This window comes from Pseudomonas sp. 05N433 (genome assembly GCF_056396925.1).
In genome coordinates, this window is the sequence record NZ_JBFTML010000003.1 from 62,245 (window position 1) to 80,182 (window position 17,938).

17 protein-coding genes are annotated in these 17,938 nt (G+C 60.9%); 13 read left to right on the forward strand and 4 right to left on the reverse strand.

Annotated elements, in window-relative coordinates; translation table 11 throughout:
* Nucleotides 1–59: 59 nt before the first annotated feature.
* A complete protein-coding gene (gloB, locus tag AC1DIS_RS01925; RefSeq protein WP_477742986.1) occupies nucleotides 60–827 on the reverse strand; it encodes a hydroxyacylglutathione hydrolase in 768 nt (255 codons plus the stop codon).
* A gap of 65 nt (nucleotides 828–892) precedes the next feature.
* Here gloB and AC1DIS_RS01930 point away from each other — a divergent pair, with 65 nt between their 5' ends.
* The 5 genes from AC1DIS_RS01930 to AC1DIS_RS01950 all read left to right on the forward strand — a co-directional run bounded on the left by AC1DIS_RS01930 (nucleotide 893) and on the right by AC1DIS_RS01950 (nucleotide 6,224).
* On the forward strand, nucleotides 893–1,651 hold the full coding sequence (locus AC1DIS_RS01930; RefSeq protein ID WP_018929621.1) for a methyltransferase domain-containing protein: 759 nt from the start codon (nucleotides 893–895) through the stop codon (nucleotides 1,649–1,651).
* Nucleotides 1,652–1,744: 93 nt separating this feature from the next.
* Nucleotides 1,745–2,197: a ribonuclease HI gene (gene rnhA, locus AC1DIS_RS01935; protein WP_003180633.1), complete on the forward strand. Its 453-nt coding sequence runs from the start codon at nucleotides 1,745–1,747 to the stop codon at nucleotides 2,195–2,197.
* Nucleotides 2,198–2,288: 91 nt separating this feature from the next.
* Nucleotides 2,289–3,047, forward strand: coding sequence for a DNA polymerase III subunit epsilon (gene dnaQ, locus AC1DIS_RS01940; RefSeq protein WP_007937771.1), 759 nt, complete (start codon nucleotides 2,289–2,291; stop codon nucleotides 3,045–3,047).
* Nucleotides 3,048–3,339: 292 nt separating this feature from the next.
* Nucleotides 3,340–5,595 carry an Orn/Lys/Arg family decarboxylase gene (locus AC1DIS_RS01945; protein WP_477742987.1) on the forward strand — a complete coding sequence of 752 codons (2,256 nt, stop codon included), beginning with the start codon at nucleotides 3,340–3,342 and terminating at the stop codon, nucleotides 5,593–5,595.
* A 14-nt stretch (nucleotides 5,596–5,609) separates the two neighbouring features.
* Entirely contained in the window at nucleotides 5,610–6,224 is a 615-nt protein-coding gene (locus AC1DIS_RS01950; protein ID WP_477742988.1) for a GNAT family N-acetyltransferase, read from the forward strand.
* Here the strand turns inward: AC1DIS_RS01950 and AC1DIS_RS01955 are convergent.
* Together AC1DIS_RS01955 and AC1DIS_RS01960 are read right to left on the reverse strand one after the other, a co-directional pair.
* Complete coding sequence (locus AC1DIS_RS01955; protein ID WP_064618218.1) at nucleotides 6,190–7,083, reverse strand: LysR substrate-binding domain-containing protein; 894 nt, start codon at nucleotides 7,081–7,083, stop codon at nucleotides 6,190–6,192. The genes AC1DIS_RS01950 and AC1DIS_RS01955 overlap by 35 nt on opposite strands.
* Before the next feature lie 88 nt (nucleotides 7,084–7,171).
* The gene (locus tag AC1DIS_RS01960) at nucleotides 7,172–7,408 is read right to left on the reverse strand and encodes a hypothetical protein (protein WP_018929617.1); all 237 of its coding nucleotides are present in this window, start codon (nucleotides 7,406–7,408) and stop codon (nucleotides 7,172–7,174) included.
* Nucleotides 7,409–7,592: 184 nt separating this feature from the next.
* On the opposite strand from AC1DIS_RS01960, the gene AC1DIS_RS01965 reads away from it, so the two are divergent.
* Entirely contained in the window at nucleotides 7,593–8,153 is a 561-nt protein-coding gene (locus AC1DIS_RS01965) for an NADPH-dependent FMN reductase (protein WP_086946062.1), read from the forward strand.
* 144 nt (nucleotides 8,154–8,297) lie between these two features.
* Nucleotides 8,298–9,581 carry an arsenic transporter gene (locus AC1DIS_RS01970; RefSeq protein ID WP_018929615.1) on the forward strand — a complete coding sequence of 428 codons (1,284 nt, stop codon included), beginning with the start codon at nucleotides 8,298–8,300 and terminating at the stop codon, nucleotides 9,579–9,581.
* A gap of 22 nt (nucleotides 9,582–9,603) precedes the next feature.
* On the opposite strand, the gene AC1DIS_RS01975 is transcribed toward AC1DIS_RS01970, so the two are convergent.
* Nucleotides 9,604–10,554: a DUF1853 family protein gene (locus AC1DIS_RS01975; protein WP_086946064.1), complete on the reverse strand. Its 951-nt coding sequence runs from the start codon at nucleotides 10,552–10,554 to the stop codon at nucleotides 9,604–9,606.
* A 123-nt stretch (nucleotides 10,555–10,677) separates the two neighbouring features.
* Between AC1DIS_RS01975 and AC1DIS_RS01980 the strand changes: the two genes are divergently transcribed.
* From AC1DIS_RS01980 to pepN, 6 genes are read left to right on the forward strand one after another with little or no spacing between them, the layout of a single operon-like run.
* Nucleotides 10,678–11,568, forward strand: coding sequence for an NAD(+) kinase (locus tag AC1DIS_RS01980; protein ID WP_007906781.1), 891 nt, complete (start codon nucleotides 10,678–10,680; stop codon nucleotides 11,566–11,568).
* Nucleotides 11,565–12,539, forward strand: coding sequence for a metallophosphoesterase (locus tag AC1DIS_RS01985; RefSeq protein ID WP_172901237.1), 975 nt, complete (start codon nucleotides 11,565–11,567; stop codon nucleotides 12,537–12,539). The genes AC1DIS_RS01980 and AC1DIS_RS01985 overlap by 4 nt, the downstream gene beginning before the upstream one ends.
* The gene (locus AC1DIS_RS01990) at nucleotides 12,536–13,405 is read left to right on the forward strand and encodes a rhomboid family intramembrane serine protease (protein WP_018929612.1); all 870 of its coding nucleotides are present in this window, start codon (nucleotides 12,536–12,538) and stop codon (nucleotides 13,403–13,405) included. Before AC1DIS_RS01985 ends, AC1DIS_RS01990 begins: the two co-directional genes overlap by 4 nt.
* 31 nt (nucleotides 13,406–13,436) lie before the next feature.
* Entirely contained in the window at nucleotides 13,437–13,697 is a 261-nt protein-coding gene (locus AC1DIS_RS01995; protein WP_007937782.1) for a YeaC family protein, read from the forward strand.
* Nucleotides 13,694–14,524, forward strand: coding sequence for a DUF2797 domain-containing protein (locus AC1DIS_RS02000; RefSeq protein ID WP_018929611.1), 831 nt, complete (start codon nucleotides 13,694–13,696; stop codon nucleotides 14,522–14,524). The genes AC1DIS_RS01995 and AC1DIS_RS02000 overlap by 4 nt, the downstream gene beginning before the upstream one ends.
* A 10-nt stretch (nucleotides 14,525–14,534) precedes the next feature.
* On the forward strand, nucleotides 14,535–17,192 hold the full coding sequence (gene pepN / locus AC1DIS_RS02005) for an aminopeptidase N (RefSeq protein ID WP_477780733.1): 2,658 nt from the start codon (nucleotides 14,535–14,537) through the stop codon (nucleotides 17,190–17,192).
* Nucleotides 17,193–17,938: the final 746 nt, after the last annotated feature.

The window sequence follows — 17,938 nt, forward strand, 5'->3', positions numbered from 1 at the left end:
TAGAAAGCACACCCCCTGCGGTCAACCATTCAGAATTTTTGTACCATTGCGCAGGCAGCTTAGAACGTATCTTTCCAAGCCCGCAATGCAGCAAAGACCGCACTCGGCGCCCGGTTTTCGGTTCCATTCCGTTCGTCCACTTTTTCTTTAACGGATGTTTCGCCGGTACGCAAAAACGGATTGGTGAGCTTTTCCAGCGCCAGGGTCGAAGGCAGCGTCATGATTCCGGCTTCCCGTTGACGGGTGACTTTGGCCAGTCGTTCGAGGGTGTCGGGATTGCCCGGTTCGACCGCCACGGCAAACTTCAGATTGCTCAGGGTGTACTCGTGGGTGCAGTAGACCAGCGTGTCTTCGGGAAGCGCCGCGAGGCGGCTCAGCGAGTGATGCATTTGCTCGGGCGTGCCTTCGAACAAGCGTCCGCAACCGGCAGCGAACAGGGTGTCGCCGCAAAACAGATGACCGCGGTGGTAATAGGCGATATGCCCGAGGGTATGGCCCGGTACTGTGATGACATCGAAGTCCCAACCCAGCACGGTGATCCGGTCGCTGTCCTTGAGGGCCACGTCCCGTGCCGGGATGGTCTCGCTGGCCGGGCCATGGACGGTTGCGTCTGTCGCTTTTTTCAGCCGCTCGACGCCGCCGACATGGTCATGATGGTGATGAGTGATCAGAATATCGCTTAGCACCCAACCCGGGTGCGCCGCGAGCCACGCCTCTACGGGCGCGGCATCGCCCGGATCGACTACGGCGCAGCGCTGGGTGCTGTGGTCTTGTAACAACCAGATGTAGTTGTCGGTGAAGGCGGGCAGGGCACTGATCTGTATCATCGTCGGATTCGCCAAGCGGAAAACATTGGCGCATCTTAGAGCTTCCTGGCGCGTTGGAGAATGCAATGACCGATAAAGCGTTCGCTCAGGCTGATCCTGACTGGCTGGCATTGATCAGCGCGGCCCGTGACTGGCTGTCCGGCCCCATCGGGCAATTTTTGCTGGACGAAGAACGACGCATGCTCGAAGACGAGTTGGGGCGCTTCTTCGGCGGCTATCTGGTGCATTACGGCCCCTCGGCACAGACGCCACCGGCGGCGCCGCAGGTGCAGCGCAATGTGCGACTCGGCGCGCCGTTGCCGGGGGTCGAGATCGTCTGCGAAGAGCAGGCCTGGCCCTTGAGCGAGCATGCCGCCGATGTGGTGGTGTTGCAGCATGGGCTGGATTTCTGCCTGTCGCCACACGGCTTGTTGCGCGAAGCGGCGAGCAGTGTGCGCCCCGGCGGGCATCTGCTGATTATCGGGATCAACCCCTGGAGCAGTTGGGGCCTGCGTCATGTGTTTGCCCATGACGCCTTGCGCAAGGCGCGCTGCATTTCGCCGTCGCGGGTCAGCGACTGGCTGAACCTGCTGGGCTTCGCGCTGGAGAAACGCCGCTTCGGGTGCTATCGTCCGCCGCTTGCGTCACCTGCCTGGCAAGCTCGTCTGGCCGGTTGGGAGCGCAAGGCCGGTGACTGGCAATTGTCGGGTGGCGGCTTCTATTTATTAGTCGCGCGCAAGATCGTGGTGGGGCTGCGGCCGGTGCGCCAGGTACGGCGCGAGCCGATGGGCAAGCTGATTCCGTTGCCGATGGCCAAGGTCAATCGTCGTCACATCGAACCGTAATACACTTTTTTATATTCCCGGCCGGGTATGCCCCGGCCTCGGGCATCGTCGGTCACCGATCGGCGAGCCAGCGCATTTTCTGGATAGATTGGCATGAGCGATAGCGTAGAACTCTTCACCGATGGCGCCTGCAAGGGCAACCCTGGCCCAGGCGGCTGGGGCGCGTTGCTGGTGTGCAAGGGCGTTGAAAAAGAACTCTGGGGCGGCGAAGCCAACACCACCAACAACCGCATGGAGCTGATGGGGGCGATCCGTGGCCTGGAAGAGCTCAAGCGTTCTTGCGACGTGCTGCTGGTGACCGACTCCCAGTACGTGATGAAAGGCATCAACGAGTGGATGGCCAACTGGAAGAAACGCGGCTGGAAAACCGCCGCGAAGGAACCAGTGAAAAACGCCGACCTGTGGAAACTGCTCGACGAGCAGGTCAACCGCCACAACGTCACCTGGAAATGGGTGCGCGGGCACATCGGCCATCATGGCAACGAACGGGCCGACCAACTGGCCAACCGTGGCGTGGATGAAGTGCGCGGGTACAAACAGGCTTGATTCCGGCGTAACACGGTCTATCTGAAAGACCCCCGCGAGCGTGTTAACATCGCCGCTTTTGCACGATTGACCCGTTGAGAGCTGAGCACTGATGGCCACCAGATCCGTTGTACTCGATACCGAAACCACCGGCATGCCGGTGACCGACGGCCACCGGATTATCGAAATCGGTTGTGTCGAGTTGATCGGTCGGCGCCTGACCGGCCGGCATTTCCACGTTTACCTGCAACCGGATCGCGAGAGTGACGAAGGCGCCATCGGCGTCCACGGCATCACTAACGAATTTCTGGTGGGCAAGCCGCGTTTCACTGAAGTGGCCGATGAATTTTTCGAGTTCATCAAGGGCGCACAGCTGATCATCCATAACGCGGCGTTCGACGTTGGCTTTATCAACAACGAATTTGCCCTGATGGGCCAGCACGATCGCGCGGACATCACACAACACTGCACGATCCTCGACACCCTGATAATGGCCCGGGAACGTCACCCGGGGCAGCGCAACAGCCTCGACGCCTTGTGCAAACGCTATGGCGTCGACAACTCCGGCCGTGAACTGCACGGCGCCTTGCTCGACTCCGAGATTCTCGCCGACGTTTACCTGACCATGACCGGCGGCCAGACCAGCCTGTCGCTGGCCGGTAACGCGTCCGATGGCAACGGTTCGGGCGAAGGCGCCGATAATTCCGCCACGGAAATCCGTCGTCTGCCGGCCGATCGTCAGCCGACCCGGATCATCCGCGCCAGTGAAGAGGATCTGGCCCAACACGTTGCGCGCCTGGAAGCCATCGCCAAATCCGCCGGCGCGCCGTCGCTGTGGCAGCAATTGGCCGAGGCCAAGGCTCAGGCCTGAGTCCCTTCGAGCGGAAGGTTTTTTGTGGCGAGGGAGCTTGCTCCCGCTCGACTGCGCAGCAGTCGCAAATCCTGCCAATATGGTTCCGAGCGAATGCAGGGGGGGGCGCTTCGCAGCCCAACGGGAGCAAGCTCCCTCGCCACAGGTATCTTTCTCGACACCGAGTTTGCTGGCCACATGATGGTGCGCCGGCCGGCCCACTTCAGGGCATCCCCCTCGCCACATGCGCTCCAACCCTCTACCCTGAGGTGATTGGCAGGCCACGGTCTGCCGCCTCAGGACGCCGAGCCTCATGTATAAAGATTTGAAATTCCCGGTCCTGATCGTCCACCGCGACATCAAGGCCGACACCGTTGCCGGTGATCGTGTGCGTGGCATTGCCCGGGAGCTGGAGCAGGAAGGTTTCAGTATCGTTTCGGCGGTCGATTACACCGAGGGGCGTCTGGTCGCCTCGACCCATCACGGCCTTGCCTGCATGTTGATTGCCGCCGAAGACGCCAGCACCCACGCGCATCTTCTGCACAACATGGCCGAACTGATTCGCCTGGCGCGGGTTCGGGCGCCGGAGCTGCCGATTTTCGCCCTGGGCGAGCAAGTCACCCTGGAAAACGCCCCGGCCGACGCCATGGCCGAGCTCAATCAGCTGCGCGGCATTCTCTATTTGTTCGAAGACACCGTGCCATTCCTTGCCCGTCAGGTTGCCCGCGCGGCGCGCAAGTACCTGGACGGCCTGTTGCCGCCGTTCTTCAAGGCGTTGGTGCAGCACACCGCAGACTCCAATTATTCCTGGCACACGCCGGGGCATGGCGGCGGCGTGGCGTATCACAAGAGCCCGGTAGGGCAGGCGTTTCACCAGTTTTTCGGGGAAAATACCCTGCGTTCGGATTTGTCGGTGTCGGTGCCGGAACTCGGTTCGCTGCTCGATCACACTGGCCCGCTGGCTGAGGCGGAAGCGCGAGCGGCTCGCAACTTCGGCGCCGATCACACCTTTTTCGTGATCAATGGCACCTCGACCGCCAACAAGATCGTCTGGCATTCCATGGTGGCACGCGATGATCTGGTGCTGGTGGATCGCAACTGCCACAAGTCAGTGTTGCACGCGATCATCATGACCGGCGCGATTCCGCTGTACCTGTGCCCGGAGCGCAATGAGCTGGGGATCATTGGCCCGATTCCGTTGAGTGAGTTCAGCCGCGAATCAATCCAGGCCAAGATCGACGCGAGCCCACTGACCCAGGGCCGCGAGCCCAAGGTCAAGTTGGCGGTGGTGACCAACTCGACTTATGACGGCCTCTGTTACAACGCCGAACTGATCAAACAGAGCCTGGGCAACAGCGTCGAGGTGCTGCATTTCGACGAGGCCTGGTTCGCCTACGCGGCATTCCACGAGTTCTTCGCCGGCCGTTATGGCATGGGCACGTCCCGCAGCGAAGACAGCCCCTTGGTGTTCACCACTCACTCCACACACAAACTGCTGGCGGCGTTCAGCCAGGCGTCGATGATTCACGTGCAGGACGGCGGTGCACGGCAGCTGGATCGCGACCGTTTCAACGAAGCGTTCATGATGCACATCTCGACCTCGCCGCAGTACAGCATCATCGCCTCGCTGGACGTGGCCTCGGCGATGATGGAAGGGCCGGCCGGTCGTTCGTTGCTACAGGAAATGTTCGACGAAGCCCTGAGTTTTCGCCGGGCGCTGGCCAATCTGCGCCAGCATATCGCCGCCGATGACTGGTGGTTTTCCATCTGGCAGCCGCCCTCGGTCGAAGCCATCGAGCAGGTGGCCGCCGAAGCCTGGCTGCTGCAACCCGACGCCGATTGGCACGGCTTTGGCGGCGTGACTGACGACTATGTGCTGCTCGATCCGATTAAGGTCACGCTGGTGATGCCGGGGCTGACGGCGGGCGGCGCGCTGAGTGCGCGGGGGATTCCGGCGGCGGTAGTCAGCAAGTTCCTCTGGGAACGCGGGCTGGTCGTGGAAAAGACTGGGCTGTATTCATTCCTGGTGCTGTTCTCGATGGGCATTACCAAGGGCAAATGGAGCACGCTGCTGACCGAGTTACTGGAGTTCAAGCGCAGCTACGACGCCAACGTCAGCCTGGCCACCTGCCTGCCGTGCGTGGCGCAACAGAACATGGCCCGTTATCAAGGCATGGGGTTGCGCGATCTGTGCGATCAATTGCACGCCTGTTATCGCAGCAACGCCACGGCCAAACACCTCAAACGCATGTACACGGTGTTGCCGGAAGTCGCGATGAAGCCAGCGGACGCCTATGATCAATTGGTACGCGGGGAAGTGGAGGCCGTTTCGATCGATGCCCTGGACGGGCGGATCGCGGCAGTGATGCTGGTGCCATACCCGCCGGGGATCCCGTTGATCATGCCCGGCGAGCGTTTCACCGAGTCGACCCGCTCGATCATCGATTACCTGAAGTTTGCCCGGGCGTTCGACAGCAGCTTCCCCGGGTTTGTCGTCGATGTGCATGGCTTGCAACATGAAGACGAGGGCAATGGACGGCACTACACCGTCGATTGCATCAAGGAATGAGGACCTTTGCGAGTATGCAGCCCGTCATGAATCCCAAATACCCGGGCCTCTCGGTGCGTGTCGCCGATGAGGGTTTTGCGGCTTATATCTGGGGCAGTGATTTCAGTTTTGAAGTCGCCGCCTATGGCGCAGCAGAAATCGGCAAGCCGGTGGCGCAGTGGCCGGTGACGCCAATCACCCCGTATCGCAAGTGCTACGGCATCGATCCCGAAGAGTTCAGCAGCTTTCGCGACGCCGCCGACAGTGCGATTTTCATGGCCTATCTGGATGATGAGCCGGTGGGCCACCTGGTGGTCAGCACCAACTGGAACGGTTTCGCCCATATCGATGAATTGGCGGTGCATGCACCGGCGCGTCGCCATGGCGTGGCCAAGGCGTTGCTGGACGTAGCGCAGTTCTGGAGCCGCAAGAAAAAGCTGCCGGGCATCATGCTGGAAACCCAGAACAATAATCTTGGGGCCTGCCGGCTGTATGAACGCTGTGGCTACGTGGTTGGCGGGATCGATCATCTGCGTTATCGCGGGATCGACCCGAACACCGCCGAAGTCGCATTGTTCTGGTATCGATTGTTCGAGAACCCGCTGGAAAAACCGATCAGCTCGCCAGCATCGCCACGGCTTGTTCCGTGATGATGTCCAGCAGCGTCTGAACCGCCGGAGAGGGCTCGGCGTTTTTCAGGCGCAGAGCGTAGACGCTGACCGGTACCGCAGGCGCCAGCGGGCAGGCATCGAGCCCGGCCGATTTGGCGCCAAGGGCGGTAAACGGATCGACAATCGCCAGGCCTTCACCGGCCTCGACCATGCTGCGCATCATTTGATGCGTCTGCACCCGGGTCTGGATGACCGGGGCAGGGCGCAGCGCATGCAGCTTGTTGTCCAGCGCCGGGCTGAGCGGGTCGTGACCTTCCAGGCCGACCATTGACTGGCCGGCCAAGTCTTGCAGCGAGATGTACTTCTGTTTCGGTTGCAACCAGCCATGGGGTGCCAATAGCTGGAGCTTGCCCTGGGCGATGATCTGGCAATCGATATCGGCATGGTCCGGGTCGTGCAGGCTCAGGCCCAGATCGCTTTCGCGCAGCAGCAGGCTTCTGACAATCTCGCGGGTCGGTTGGCTCAGGAGGGTGCAAGGTGCATCGGGGAGGCGTCGGCGCAGCGCCGCGATGCTCTGCGGCAACAGTTGTTGCGCCAGCGGCGGGGTGCAGATGATTCGCAGGGGCGGGGCCAGATATTGCTTGAGGCTGCTGGCCAGTCGCTGGACCGGCTCAAGGGCCTCGTAGACGCGGGCGATCTCGACCTGCAACTCCCGCGCCTCGCGCGTGGCTTGCAGACGGCCACGCACGCTGGCAAACAGCATGAAACCCAACTGATCCTCGGCATCGCGCAACGTGCGTTCAACCTCGGTCACGGGCAACTGCAACCATTCGGCCGCGGTGCCCAGGTGACCGGTCTGCAGGAGCGCCTGGATCACTTCGATATGACGTAAACGCATGCGTGAAGTCCATGTTCAGCAGGTGAGGGAGTCAGTGACTGAATCCTAACTCAAGTGCGCGCATATGACTTCTGCTCATAACAGCGGGTTATGAAGCGACGTTCGTTTCAGGCTCGCGAATGAGGGTGACACCGGTTTGCACCAGCACAAACGCGTTGTCGTCGAGTTTGTTGACCCGATCGCCAATGGCCAGTTTATAGGTGGTGACAGGCGCAGAGCCGGCGAGGCCGTCGTGCGACAGGGTGGATTCCTGGAACTCATGCACGGAATAAACACGGCCTTCCGCGTCTCTTGCATGGAACTGACCGACGAGTACTGCTGCCATCTGCTTAGAACCTCTGGAGATAAATCACTCAATTTGCGGTTCTGTAGACCGTGGTTGGGCGAGGTAAGTTTTCCTACAGGAAAAAAATAGTCAGGGGCGGCGATTTTCCGTCGCCCGCTGGTTGAATCGTCATTTGATCATCTATAACTAGAAGCTCTTTCCATCGAACAGTCGAGTATCTTCCATGAGCAACGTCTACGAGATCGCCGTTCTGGTCGGCAGCCTGAGAAAAGCATCGATCAACCGCAAGGTCGCGCTGGCGCTGGCCGAGCTGGCGCCTGCCAATCTGAAGCTGACGATCGTCGAAATCGGCGATTTGCCGCTGTACAACGAAGACATCGATGGCGATTCACCGCCGGCAGCCTACAGCACTTTCCGACAACAAGTGCGCTCATCCGACGCGGTGCTGTTCGTGACCCCGGAATACAACCGTTCGGTGCCGGCGCCGTTGAAGAATGCGATTGACGTCGGTTCGCGTCCCTATGGCCAGAGTGTCTGGGACGGCAAGCCGGGTGCGGTGATCAGCGCTTCACCGGGCGCCGTCGGCGGATTTGGCGCCAACCACAATGTGCGCCAGTCGATGGTGTTTCTCAATGTGCCGTGCATGCAGCAGCCGGAAGCTTATCTGGGCGGTATGGGTTCAGCGTTCGACGAGGCGGGCAAGTTGTCGGAGTCGCTCAAGCCGTTCCTGCAGAAATTCATCAATGCGTATGGGCAGTGGGTCGAGCAGCATAAAAAGCCATGACCACTCCCTTTTAGCTCGTAGCAGCTGCCTCGCAGGCTCGGCAGCTGCTACATCAGGCATTTCATCCCACCTTCACTTTACGGCCTATTCAAACCTCCCTATATTCCGCGCTTCGTTTTTCCGTCGGGCTGGAACCGGGTTTATATGCTCATCGCATCGTTGATTTTTTTGCTGACCATCACCCTGGTGATCTGGCAACCCAAAGGCCTGGGCGTCGGCTGGAGTGCGGTATTCGGCGCGGTGCTGGCACTGCTGTCCGGGGTGGTGCACCTGAGCGATATTCCGCTGGTATGGCAGATCATCTGGAATGCCACTGGCACCTTCGTTGCGCTGATTATCATCAGCCTGCTGCTGGATGAGGCGGGGTTCTTTGCCTGGGCCGCGTTGCATGTGGCCCGTTGGGGGCGGGGCAGCGGGCGCAAGCTCTTTGCTTATATGGTGTTGCTCGGCGCACTGGTGTCGGCGTTGTTCGCCAATGACGGCGCGGCGCTGATTCTTACACCGATCGTGATTTCCATGCTGCTGGCGTTGCGTTTTTCCCCGGCGGCGACCCTGGCGTTCGTGATGGGCGCCGGTTTCATCGCCGACACCGCGAGCCTGCCGCTGGTGGTGTCGAACCTTGTGAACATTGTTTCGGCTGACTTCTTCAAGATCAGTTTCAACCGCTACGCCGCGGTGATGATTCCGGTCAATCTGGTAAGCGTGGCGGCGACCCTGGCAATGTTGATGGTGTTTTTCCGTCGCGACATCCCCCGTGATTACCATCCCGAGCAGTTGGCAGACCCGGCCACCGCGATTCACGACACTGCAACGTTTTATGCCGGTTGGGTGGTGTTGGTGATTCTGCTGCTCGGCTGCTTTGCCCTTGAGCCGTTGGGCATTCCGATCAGCGCGATCTCCGCGGTGTGCGCTGCATTGCTGCTGGCCATTGCCGCCCGTGGCCACAAGATTTCCACGCGTAAGGTGATGAAAGAAGCGCCGTGGCAGATCGTGATTTTTTCCTTAGGGATGTACCTCGTGGTGTATGGCCTGCGCAACGCCGGGCTAACCGGGTATCTGGCCGGTTGGCTGGATGGCTTCGCCGGTTACGGCGTGTGGGGCGCGGCCATGGGCACCGGGGTGCTGACGGCGTTGCTGTCGTCGGTGATGAACAATCTGCCGACCGTGCTGATCGGCTTGCTCTCGATCGATGCCAGTCAGGCGACCGGCGTGGCGAAAGAGGCGATGATCTACGCCAACGTCATCGGCAGCGACCTGGGGCCGAAAATCACCCCGATCGGCAGTCTGGCGACCTTGCTGTGGCTGCATGTGCTGCAGCGCAAGAATATCCGGATTGGCTGGGGCTACTACTTCAAGGTCGGGGTTGTGCTGACGGTGCCGGTGTTGTTGGTGACGTTGGCGGCCTTGGCGTTGCGGTTATCCATCTAGACCGGGCGGGCACTGCAAACGCTCAACCACTGCCCGGCACATTCGGCCAAAGATCGGACACCAGAAACAGCCGCTCGGCCTCTTCCCAATCCCCTTTGGCATTCTCTGTCAGCCGCACCATCAATTGCGCCGGTGCCAGCGGGTCCAGATCACTCAGCCACGCCTTCAGCTGTTCAGCGCTCCAGGTCTGCTCCTCGGGATAGTGCGCCGGCGCCAGCCAGGCATGGCGGGGCAGGGGTTGCCAGCGACCGAACGGACGCTGCACGACAAACTCCGCCCAATCCTTCTGGTGCAGCCAGCTACCGCGTAAATGCTGAGGGTGTGCGCCACTCGGTGGTTCGGCCTGCCCAGGCCACGGATAGAGCAGATAACCGCCCAGCCATAGATGCGCGCTGAACTGCTGGATATCCAGCGACGCCAGCACCTCACGGCTTTCCGCCCGTGCGGAAATCGGCAGTTGATGCCGGCTCAGGTGTTCCAGTTTGCGGTCCAGCCGATCATGGCAACCCGGTCCAAGCCATTGCGCGGTGTCACGGCCGTCACCGTTCTGCGGGCCGAGATAGAGCTTGATCGCCAGTTCCAGGTGATGCACACCATCGCGATCGCGCAGCAGCATGTCCAACTCGCCGAGGGTATGGCCTTCGCGACGGATCGGCATGTTGGCGGCGATCAGCTCGATCCCCGGCGCGTGCCGCACGGCGTACTGCCACAGCCGTTCGTAGTACAAACCCAGGCGCCGGGTCCTGGCCTGGGCCAGCCAGTGCAGCAAATCGTAACTGTCACGATCCAGATGCCTGAGCCAGTGTTCCAGGCGCTCCGGCGCCTGCACCCAATCGCTGCCGGCCAGGGGATGACGCTGCGGCCACGGGGTGGCGTCGAGCATCGGCGGCGCGAGGATGACCCAAGCCAGGTCGCGCACTTCAGGGTGGCGCAACTGGTGAGGTAACTGGAGCAAGTCTGGAAATAGGATCATCTTGCGAGCATAGCCCGAAACTAGAGCACACCGTTGTGGCTGAAAGGGTTTTGTCTACGCCGCGCTTTCGCCCATAATCGTGTTTTTCGCCGTCGCAGGCCGCCGCGTCCCAATAGGAGCCCCATGGAGCAATTTCGTAATATCGGCATCATCGGTCGCCTGGGCAGTTCTCAGGTGCTGGATACCGTCCGCCGACTGAAACGGTTTCTGCTCGATCGTCACCTGCACGTGATCCTCGAAGACACTATCGCCGAAGTCCTGCCGGGCCATGGCCTGCAAACTTCGTCGCGCAAGATGCTCGGTGAAGTCTGTGACATGGTGATTGTGGTCGGTGGTGACGGCAGCCTGCTGGGCGCTGCCCGGGCGCTGGCCCGGCACAACATCCCGGTGCTCGGTATCAACCGTGGCAGCCTGGGATTCCTCACCGATATTCGCCCCGATGAACTGGAAGTCAAAGTCGCCGAAGTGCTCGACGGCCATTACCTGGTGGAAAACCGCTTCCTGTTGCAAGCCGAAGTCCGGCGCCACGCCGAGGCCATCGGCCAGGGCGATGCGCTGAACGATGTAGTGCTGCACCCCGGCAAGTCGACGCGAATGATCGAGTTCGAGCTGTACATCGACGGCCAGTTCGTCTGCAGCCAGAAGGCCGACGGCCTGATCGTTGCCACGCCGACCGGTTCGACCGCTTACGCGCTGTCTGCGGGCGGCCCGATCATGCATCCCAAGCTCGACGCTATTGTGATTGTGCCGATGTACCCCCATACCTTGTCGGGTAGGCCGATTGTGGTCGATGGCAACAGTGAGCTGAAAATCGTCGTGTCCAAAGATATGCAGATTTACCCGCAAGTCTCCTGTGATGGGCAGAACCACTTCACCTGCGCGCCCGGTGACACCATCACCATCAGCAAGAAAGCGCAGAAGCTGCGGCTGATTCACCCACTCGACCACAACTACTACGAAGTCTGCCGGACCAAGCTCGGCTGGGGCAGCAAGTTGGGTGGTGGAGGCGACTGATGCTCGATCCCGCGCGTAGCTACGACCTGATCGGTGACGTGCACGGTTGCGCTCTGACCCTTGAGCACTTGCTCGACCGGCTCGGTTACCACAAACAGGCAGGTGTCTGGCGGCATCCGTCGCGCATGGCGGTGTTCCTCGGCGACATCATCGACCGCGGCCCGCGGATTCGCGAGGCGCTGCACATCGTCCACGACATGGTCGAGGCCGGCCAGGCGCTGTGCATCATGGGCAACCATGAGTTCAACGCCCTCGGCTGGAGCACGCCGGCGCTGCCGGGCAGCGGCAAACAGTTCGTGCGCGAGCACACCCCGCGCCACGCCCGCCTGCTTCAGGAAACCCTGACCCAGTTCGAAGATCATCCCCAGGATTGGCACGACTTCCTGCAATGGTTCTACAAGCTGCCATTGTTCGTCGATGCCGAGCGTTTCCGCGTGGTGCATGCCTGTTGGGATGCCAGCCTGATCGAGCCGTTGCGCGGGTTGTTCCCCGACGGTTGCATCGACGAGCATTTCCTCCAGGCCTCCGCAGTGCCCGGCAGTTTCGCCTGCACCGTGTTCGATCGCCTGCTGCGCGGCACCGACATGCGCTTGCCCCACGGTTTGACCATGACCAGCGGCGACGGCCTGACGCGCTCGTTTTTCCGCACTAAATTCTGGGAAGACGACCCGCAAACCTACGGAGACATCGTGTTCCAGCCCGACGCCTTGCCCGAGCCGGTGGCCCGCACACCGCTGTCGTCCAGTGAAAAAGACAACTTGCTGCGCTACGGCATCGATGAGCCGATGCTGTTCGTCGGCCACTACTGGCGCAGCGGCAAACCGGCGCCGATCCGCCCGAACCTGGCGTGCCTGGATTACAGCGCGGTGCTCTACGGCAAACTGGTCGCTTATCGTCTGGATCAGGAAACCCGTCTCGACCCGCATAAATTTGTCTGGGTCGATGTCGAGCGGCCGGAGGTGTTGCAATGACGGCGGTGGCGGTATTGCGTCTACCACTGGCGGTAGATTTGAGCGGGTTCGTCAAACTGCTGCAGCGCATGCAAGTGCCCCATCGGGTCAGCGAAGAGGCGGGCGAGCAGGTACTGTGGGTACCGGCCAGCATCAGCGAAGACGTGCGCTCGTTGTACGAACGCTTTCCGGCCGGCGACCCCGATCAGCAACTGGATATCCCGGTGGCGCCGACCCTGCAACGTCCGGGTTTTGTCGAGCAATTGCGCCACAGCAAGGCCACGGCGTTCGTGCTGTTGCTGAGCCTGATCGTCGGCGTGGTGACGCTGCTGGGCGAAAACCTCGAGACGATGCGCTGGCTGACCTTCCTCGATTTCCGCGTGGTCGGCGACTACATCCATTTCACGCCACTGGCCGACAGCCTGGCGGCGGGGCAGTGGTGGCGTCTGGTGACGCCGATGCTGATCCACTTCGGCATCCTGCACCTGGCCATGAACGGCATGTGGTATTGGGAGCTGGGGCGGCGCATCGAGTCGCGTCAGGGCAGCATCAACCTGATCGGCCTGACGTTGCTGTTCAGCCTGGTATCCAACTATGCCCAGTTTTTTTTCAGCGGCCCGACCCTGTTTGGCGGGTTGTCCGGGGTGCTGTACGGCCTGCTCGGGCATTGCTGGATCTTCCAGTTGTTGTCGCCGAACCCTGCTTATCGCCTGCCTCGTGGGGTGTTGGTGATGATGCTGGTGTGGCTGTTGTTGTGCCTGTCGGGGCTGGTCTCGATGATCGGTTTCGGCGAAATTGCCAACGCGGCCCACGTCGGCGGGTTACTCATCGGATGCTTCACCGGTTTGTTGGGCGGTTTGTACAACCGCCGTAAACTGGCCGTCTAATCAGTTATGAATGAAGAGCGCGGAGCCCTTGATGTCCTCTTTCAACGAAATGATCAAAAACATTACCCCGGATATCTACCAGAGCCTGAAACTGGCGGTGGAAATCGGCAAATGGTCCGACGGTGGCAAACTCACCGCCGAGCAGCGCGAACTGTCCCTGCAAGCGATGATCGCCTGGGAAATCCAGAACCTGCCCGAGGAACAGCGCACCGGCTACATGGGCCCGCAGGAGTGCGCGTCGAAGTCGATCGAAGTGCCGAATATTCTGTTCAAGTCGGATGCCATCCATTGATCGAGATTGGCCGCGGTGCAATCAGCAAAATGTCGGCGCGCCTTGACGGGCCGAACGTGCAGTACGCTTTTCGTCTGGGCGACGCCGAGGTACCGGTCAATCCGTTGATCGGCACCACGGTGCGCCTGGAGTACCTGGGGGCGATCCACTGCACCCATTGCGGACGCAAGACCAAAACCAGTTTCAGCCAGGGTTACTGCTACCCGTGCATGACCAAACTGGCGCAGTGTGACATCTGCATCATGAGCCCGGAGCGTTGCCACTACGATGCCGGCACTTGCCGGGAGCCTGAGTGGGGCGAGAAGTTCTGCATGACCGACCATGTGGTTTACCTGGCCAATTCGTCGGGGATCAAGGTCGGCATTACCCGCGCCACCCAACTGCCGACCCGTTGGCTCGATCAGGGTGCCAGCCAGGCCTTGCCGATCGTGCGCGTCTCGACCCGCCAGCAGTCGGGCTTCGTCGAAGACCTGTTCCGCAGTCAAGTCGCTGACAAGACCAACTGGCGTGCTTTGCTCAAGGGCGATGCGGTGTCGGTGGACCTGGCGCAGGTTCGCGATCAGCTGTTTGAAAGCTGTGCCGAAGGTTTGCACAGTTTGCAGGAACGATTCGGCCTACAAGCAATCCAGACAATTACCGATGTCGAACCGCTCGAAATCCGCTATCCGGTCGAGCAGTACCCGGCCAAAATCGTCAGCTTCAACCTGGACAAGAACCCGATTGCCGAAGGCACGCTGTTGGGGATCAAGGGTCAATACCTGATTTTCGACACCGGCGTGATCAATATTCGTAAATACACGGCCTACCAGCTCGCCGTGCATCAGTAAGGACTCAAGCATGCGCACCGAACAACCGAAGATGATTTACCTGAAGGACTATCAGGCGCCCGAGTACCTGATCGACGAGACGCACCTGACCTTCGAGTTGTTCGAGGACCACAGCCTGGTCCATGCGCAACTGGTGATGCGCCGCAACCCTGAGCGTGGCCCGGGCCTGCCGCCATTGGTGCTCGACGGCCAGCAACTCGAGCTGCTGTCGGTGACCCTGGCCGACCAGGAGCTGAGCGCCACCGACTACCAACTGACCGAGAACCATCTGACCCTGCACCCGACCGCAACAAGCTTCACGGTCGACACCAGCGTCCGGATCCACCCGGAAACCAACACCGCCCTGGAAGGCCTGTACAAATCCGGCACGATGTTCTGCACCCAGTGCGAGGCCGAAGGTTTCCGCAAGATCACCTATTACCTCGACCGCCCGGACGTGATGAGCACGTTCACCACCACGGTGGTCGCCGAGCAGCACAGCTATCCGGTGCTGCTGTCCAACGGCAACCCGATTGCCTCCGGTCCCGGCGAAGACGGCCGCCACTGGGCGACCTGGGAAGACCCATTCAAGAAGCCTGCCTACCTGTTCGCGTTGGTGGCCGGTGACTTGTGGTGTGTCGAAGACACTTTCACCACCATGACCGAGCGCTCCGTGGCGCTGCGCATTTATGTCGAGCCAGAAAACATCGACAAGTGCCAGCACGCCATGAACAGCCTGAAGAAGTCCATGCGTTGGGACGAAGAAGTCTACGGTCGCGAGTACGACCTGGACATCTTCATGATCGTCGCGGTCAACGACTTCAACATGGGCGCCATGGAGAACAAGGGCCTCAACATCTTCAACTCCAGCGCCGTGCTGGCCCGTGCCGAAACCRCTACCGACGCCGCGCACCAGCGGGTCGAAGCGATCGTCGCCCACGAATACTTCCACAACTGGTCGGGCAACCGCGTGACCTGCCGCGACTGGTTCCAGCTGTCGCTCAAGGAAGGCTTCACCGTGTTCCGCGATTCGGAGTTCTCGGCCGACATGAACTCGGCCACGGTCAAGCGCATCCAGGACGTGGCGTACCTGCGCACCCACCAGTTCGCCGAAGACGCCGGCCCCATGGCTCACGCCGTACGCCCGGACAGCTTCATCGAGATTTCCAACTTCTACACCCTGACCGTGTACGAAAAGGGTTCGGAAGTGGTCGGCATGATCCACACCTTGCTCGGGGCCGATGGCTTCCGCAAAGGCAGCGACCTGTACTTCGAACGCCATGACGGCCAGGCCGTGACCTGCGACGACTTCATCAAGGCCATGGAAGATGCCAATGGCGTCGACCTGACCCAGTTCAAGCGCTGGTACAGCCAGGCCGGCACACCGCGTCTGGCGGTGAGCGAGTCCTACGACGCCACGGCGAAAACCTACAGCCTGACCTTCCGCCAGAGCTGCCCGGAAACCCCGGACAAGGTTGAGAAGCTGCCGTTCGTGATTCCGGTGGAGCTGGGTCTGCTTGATTCGAAAGGCGCGGCAATTGCATTGCGTCTGTCCGGTGAAGCCAGTGCTCAAGGCACTTCGCGGGTGATCTCGGTGACTGAAGCCGAGCAGACTTTCACTTTCGTCGACATTGCTGAAAAACCACTGCCGTCGTTGCTGCGCGGCTTCTCGGCGCCGGTGAAACTGAGCTTCCCGTACGACCGCGATCAACTGATGTTCCTGATGCAGCATGACAGCGACGGTTTCAACCGTTGGGATGCCGGCCAGCAGTTGTCGGTGCAGGTGCTGCAAGAGTTGATCGCCCAGCAGCAGAAGGGCGAGGCGCTGGTGCTGGATCAGCGTCTGGTTGCAGCCCTGCGTACCGTGCTGTCCGACGAGACGCTGGATCAGGCGATGGTCGCTGAAATGCTCTCGCTGCCAAGCGAGGCATACCTGACCGAAATCAGCGAAGTGGCTGATGTGGAAGCGATCCACACCGCTCGCGAATTTGCGCGCAAGCAACTGGCGGACACGCTGTTCGAAGCGCTGTGGCTGCGTTATCAGGCCAATCGCGATCTGTCGAAGAAGACTCCGTATGTGGCCGAGGCCGAGCACTTCGCCCGCCGCGCACTGCAGAACATTGCGTTGTCCTACCTGATGCTCAGCGACAAGCCAGAAGTATTGGCGGCAACCCTTGAGCAGTTCGACAGCTGCGACAACATGACCGAGCGCCTGACCGCGTTGGCCGTGTTGGTGAATTCGCCGTTCGAAACGCAGAAAGCCAAGGCACTGGCGAGCTTCGCCGAGCACTTCAAGGACAATCCGCTGGTCATGGATCAGTGGTTCAGCGTTCAGGCCGGCAGTGTATTGCCAGGCGGTCTGGCGCGGGTCAAAGCCTTGATGCAACACCCGGCGTTCAACATCAAGAATCCGAACAAGGTGCGGGCACTGGTCGGCGCGTTTGCCGGGCAGAACCTGATCAACTTCCACGCGGCGGATGGTTCCGGGTATCGGTTCCTGGCGGATCTGGTGATTGAGCTCAACGGCTTCAATCCGCAGATTGCTTCTCGCCAACTGGCGCCGCTGACGCGCTGGCGTAAGTACGACAGCGCCCGTCAGGCGTTGATGAAAGGCGAACTGGAGCGGATTCTCGCTTCGGGGCAGCTGTCCAGCGACGTGTACGAAGTGGTCAGCAAAAGCCTGGCCTGATCTGGTTGCCTGCTCTCTCAAGTGTTCACTCGGACCTTGTGGGGGCGGGCTTGCTCGCGATGGCGGCCTGATAGCCGACCGGGATTTTTGATGGAGTACATATCCATTTCTGCGGTAACGGCTACTTAGGGTTTCGCCCTTACGGCGAGGCACTTTTGGCAAACGCCCCAAAAGTACCCAAAAGGTCTCGCCCCAAGCGTCCGGCCCCTCGCTGAGGCTCGGCGTTCCTTCGCTCCGGTATCCATCTGGGGGCATCGCCCTACGGTCTGCTTCGCTACGACCTACATGCGATGGGTTCGACTGCGTCGAACGGCGCTGCGCGCCAATCCCCAGATGAACACCTGCGCTCAGCCTCCCGAAGGGGCGGGTAGATCAAGATCAAGATCAAAAGCCAAAGCAAAGCAAATGCAAGATCAAAAGATCGCAGCCTCGCTTCGCTCGACATCTCCTACAGGGAAATGCGTCCGCTTGAGATCAGGCCGGCCGGTAGGCCGCCTTGTTTTTGATTTTGACGCACCGCCCCCTCGAGAGGCCGAGTGGAGGTTCTGCGTAGTGGGCAACCCGGCATGGATGCCGGGTTAGCCGCCCCCGGCCATGGATGGCCGATGGCGGCGGGCCCACGGAGCAGGACCGGAACGAGGGCACCCTGAGCCTAGGCGAAGGGCCGAACGACAGGGGCAAGAGCGCTTTGGTTACTTTCGCGCTTTTCGAAAGTGACTCGCTGTAAGAGCGAAACCGCCAGCCGC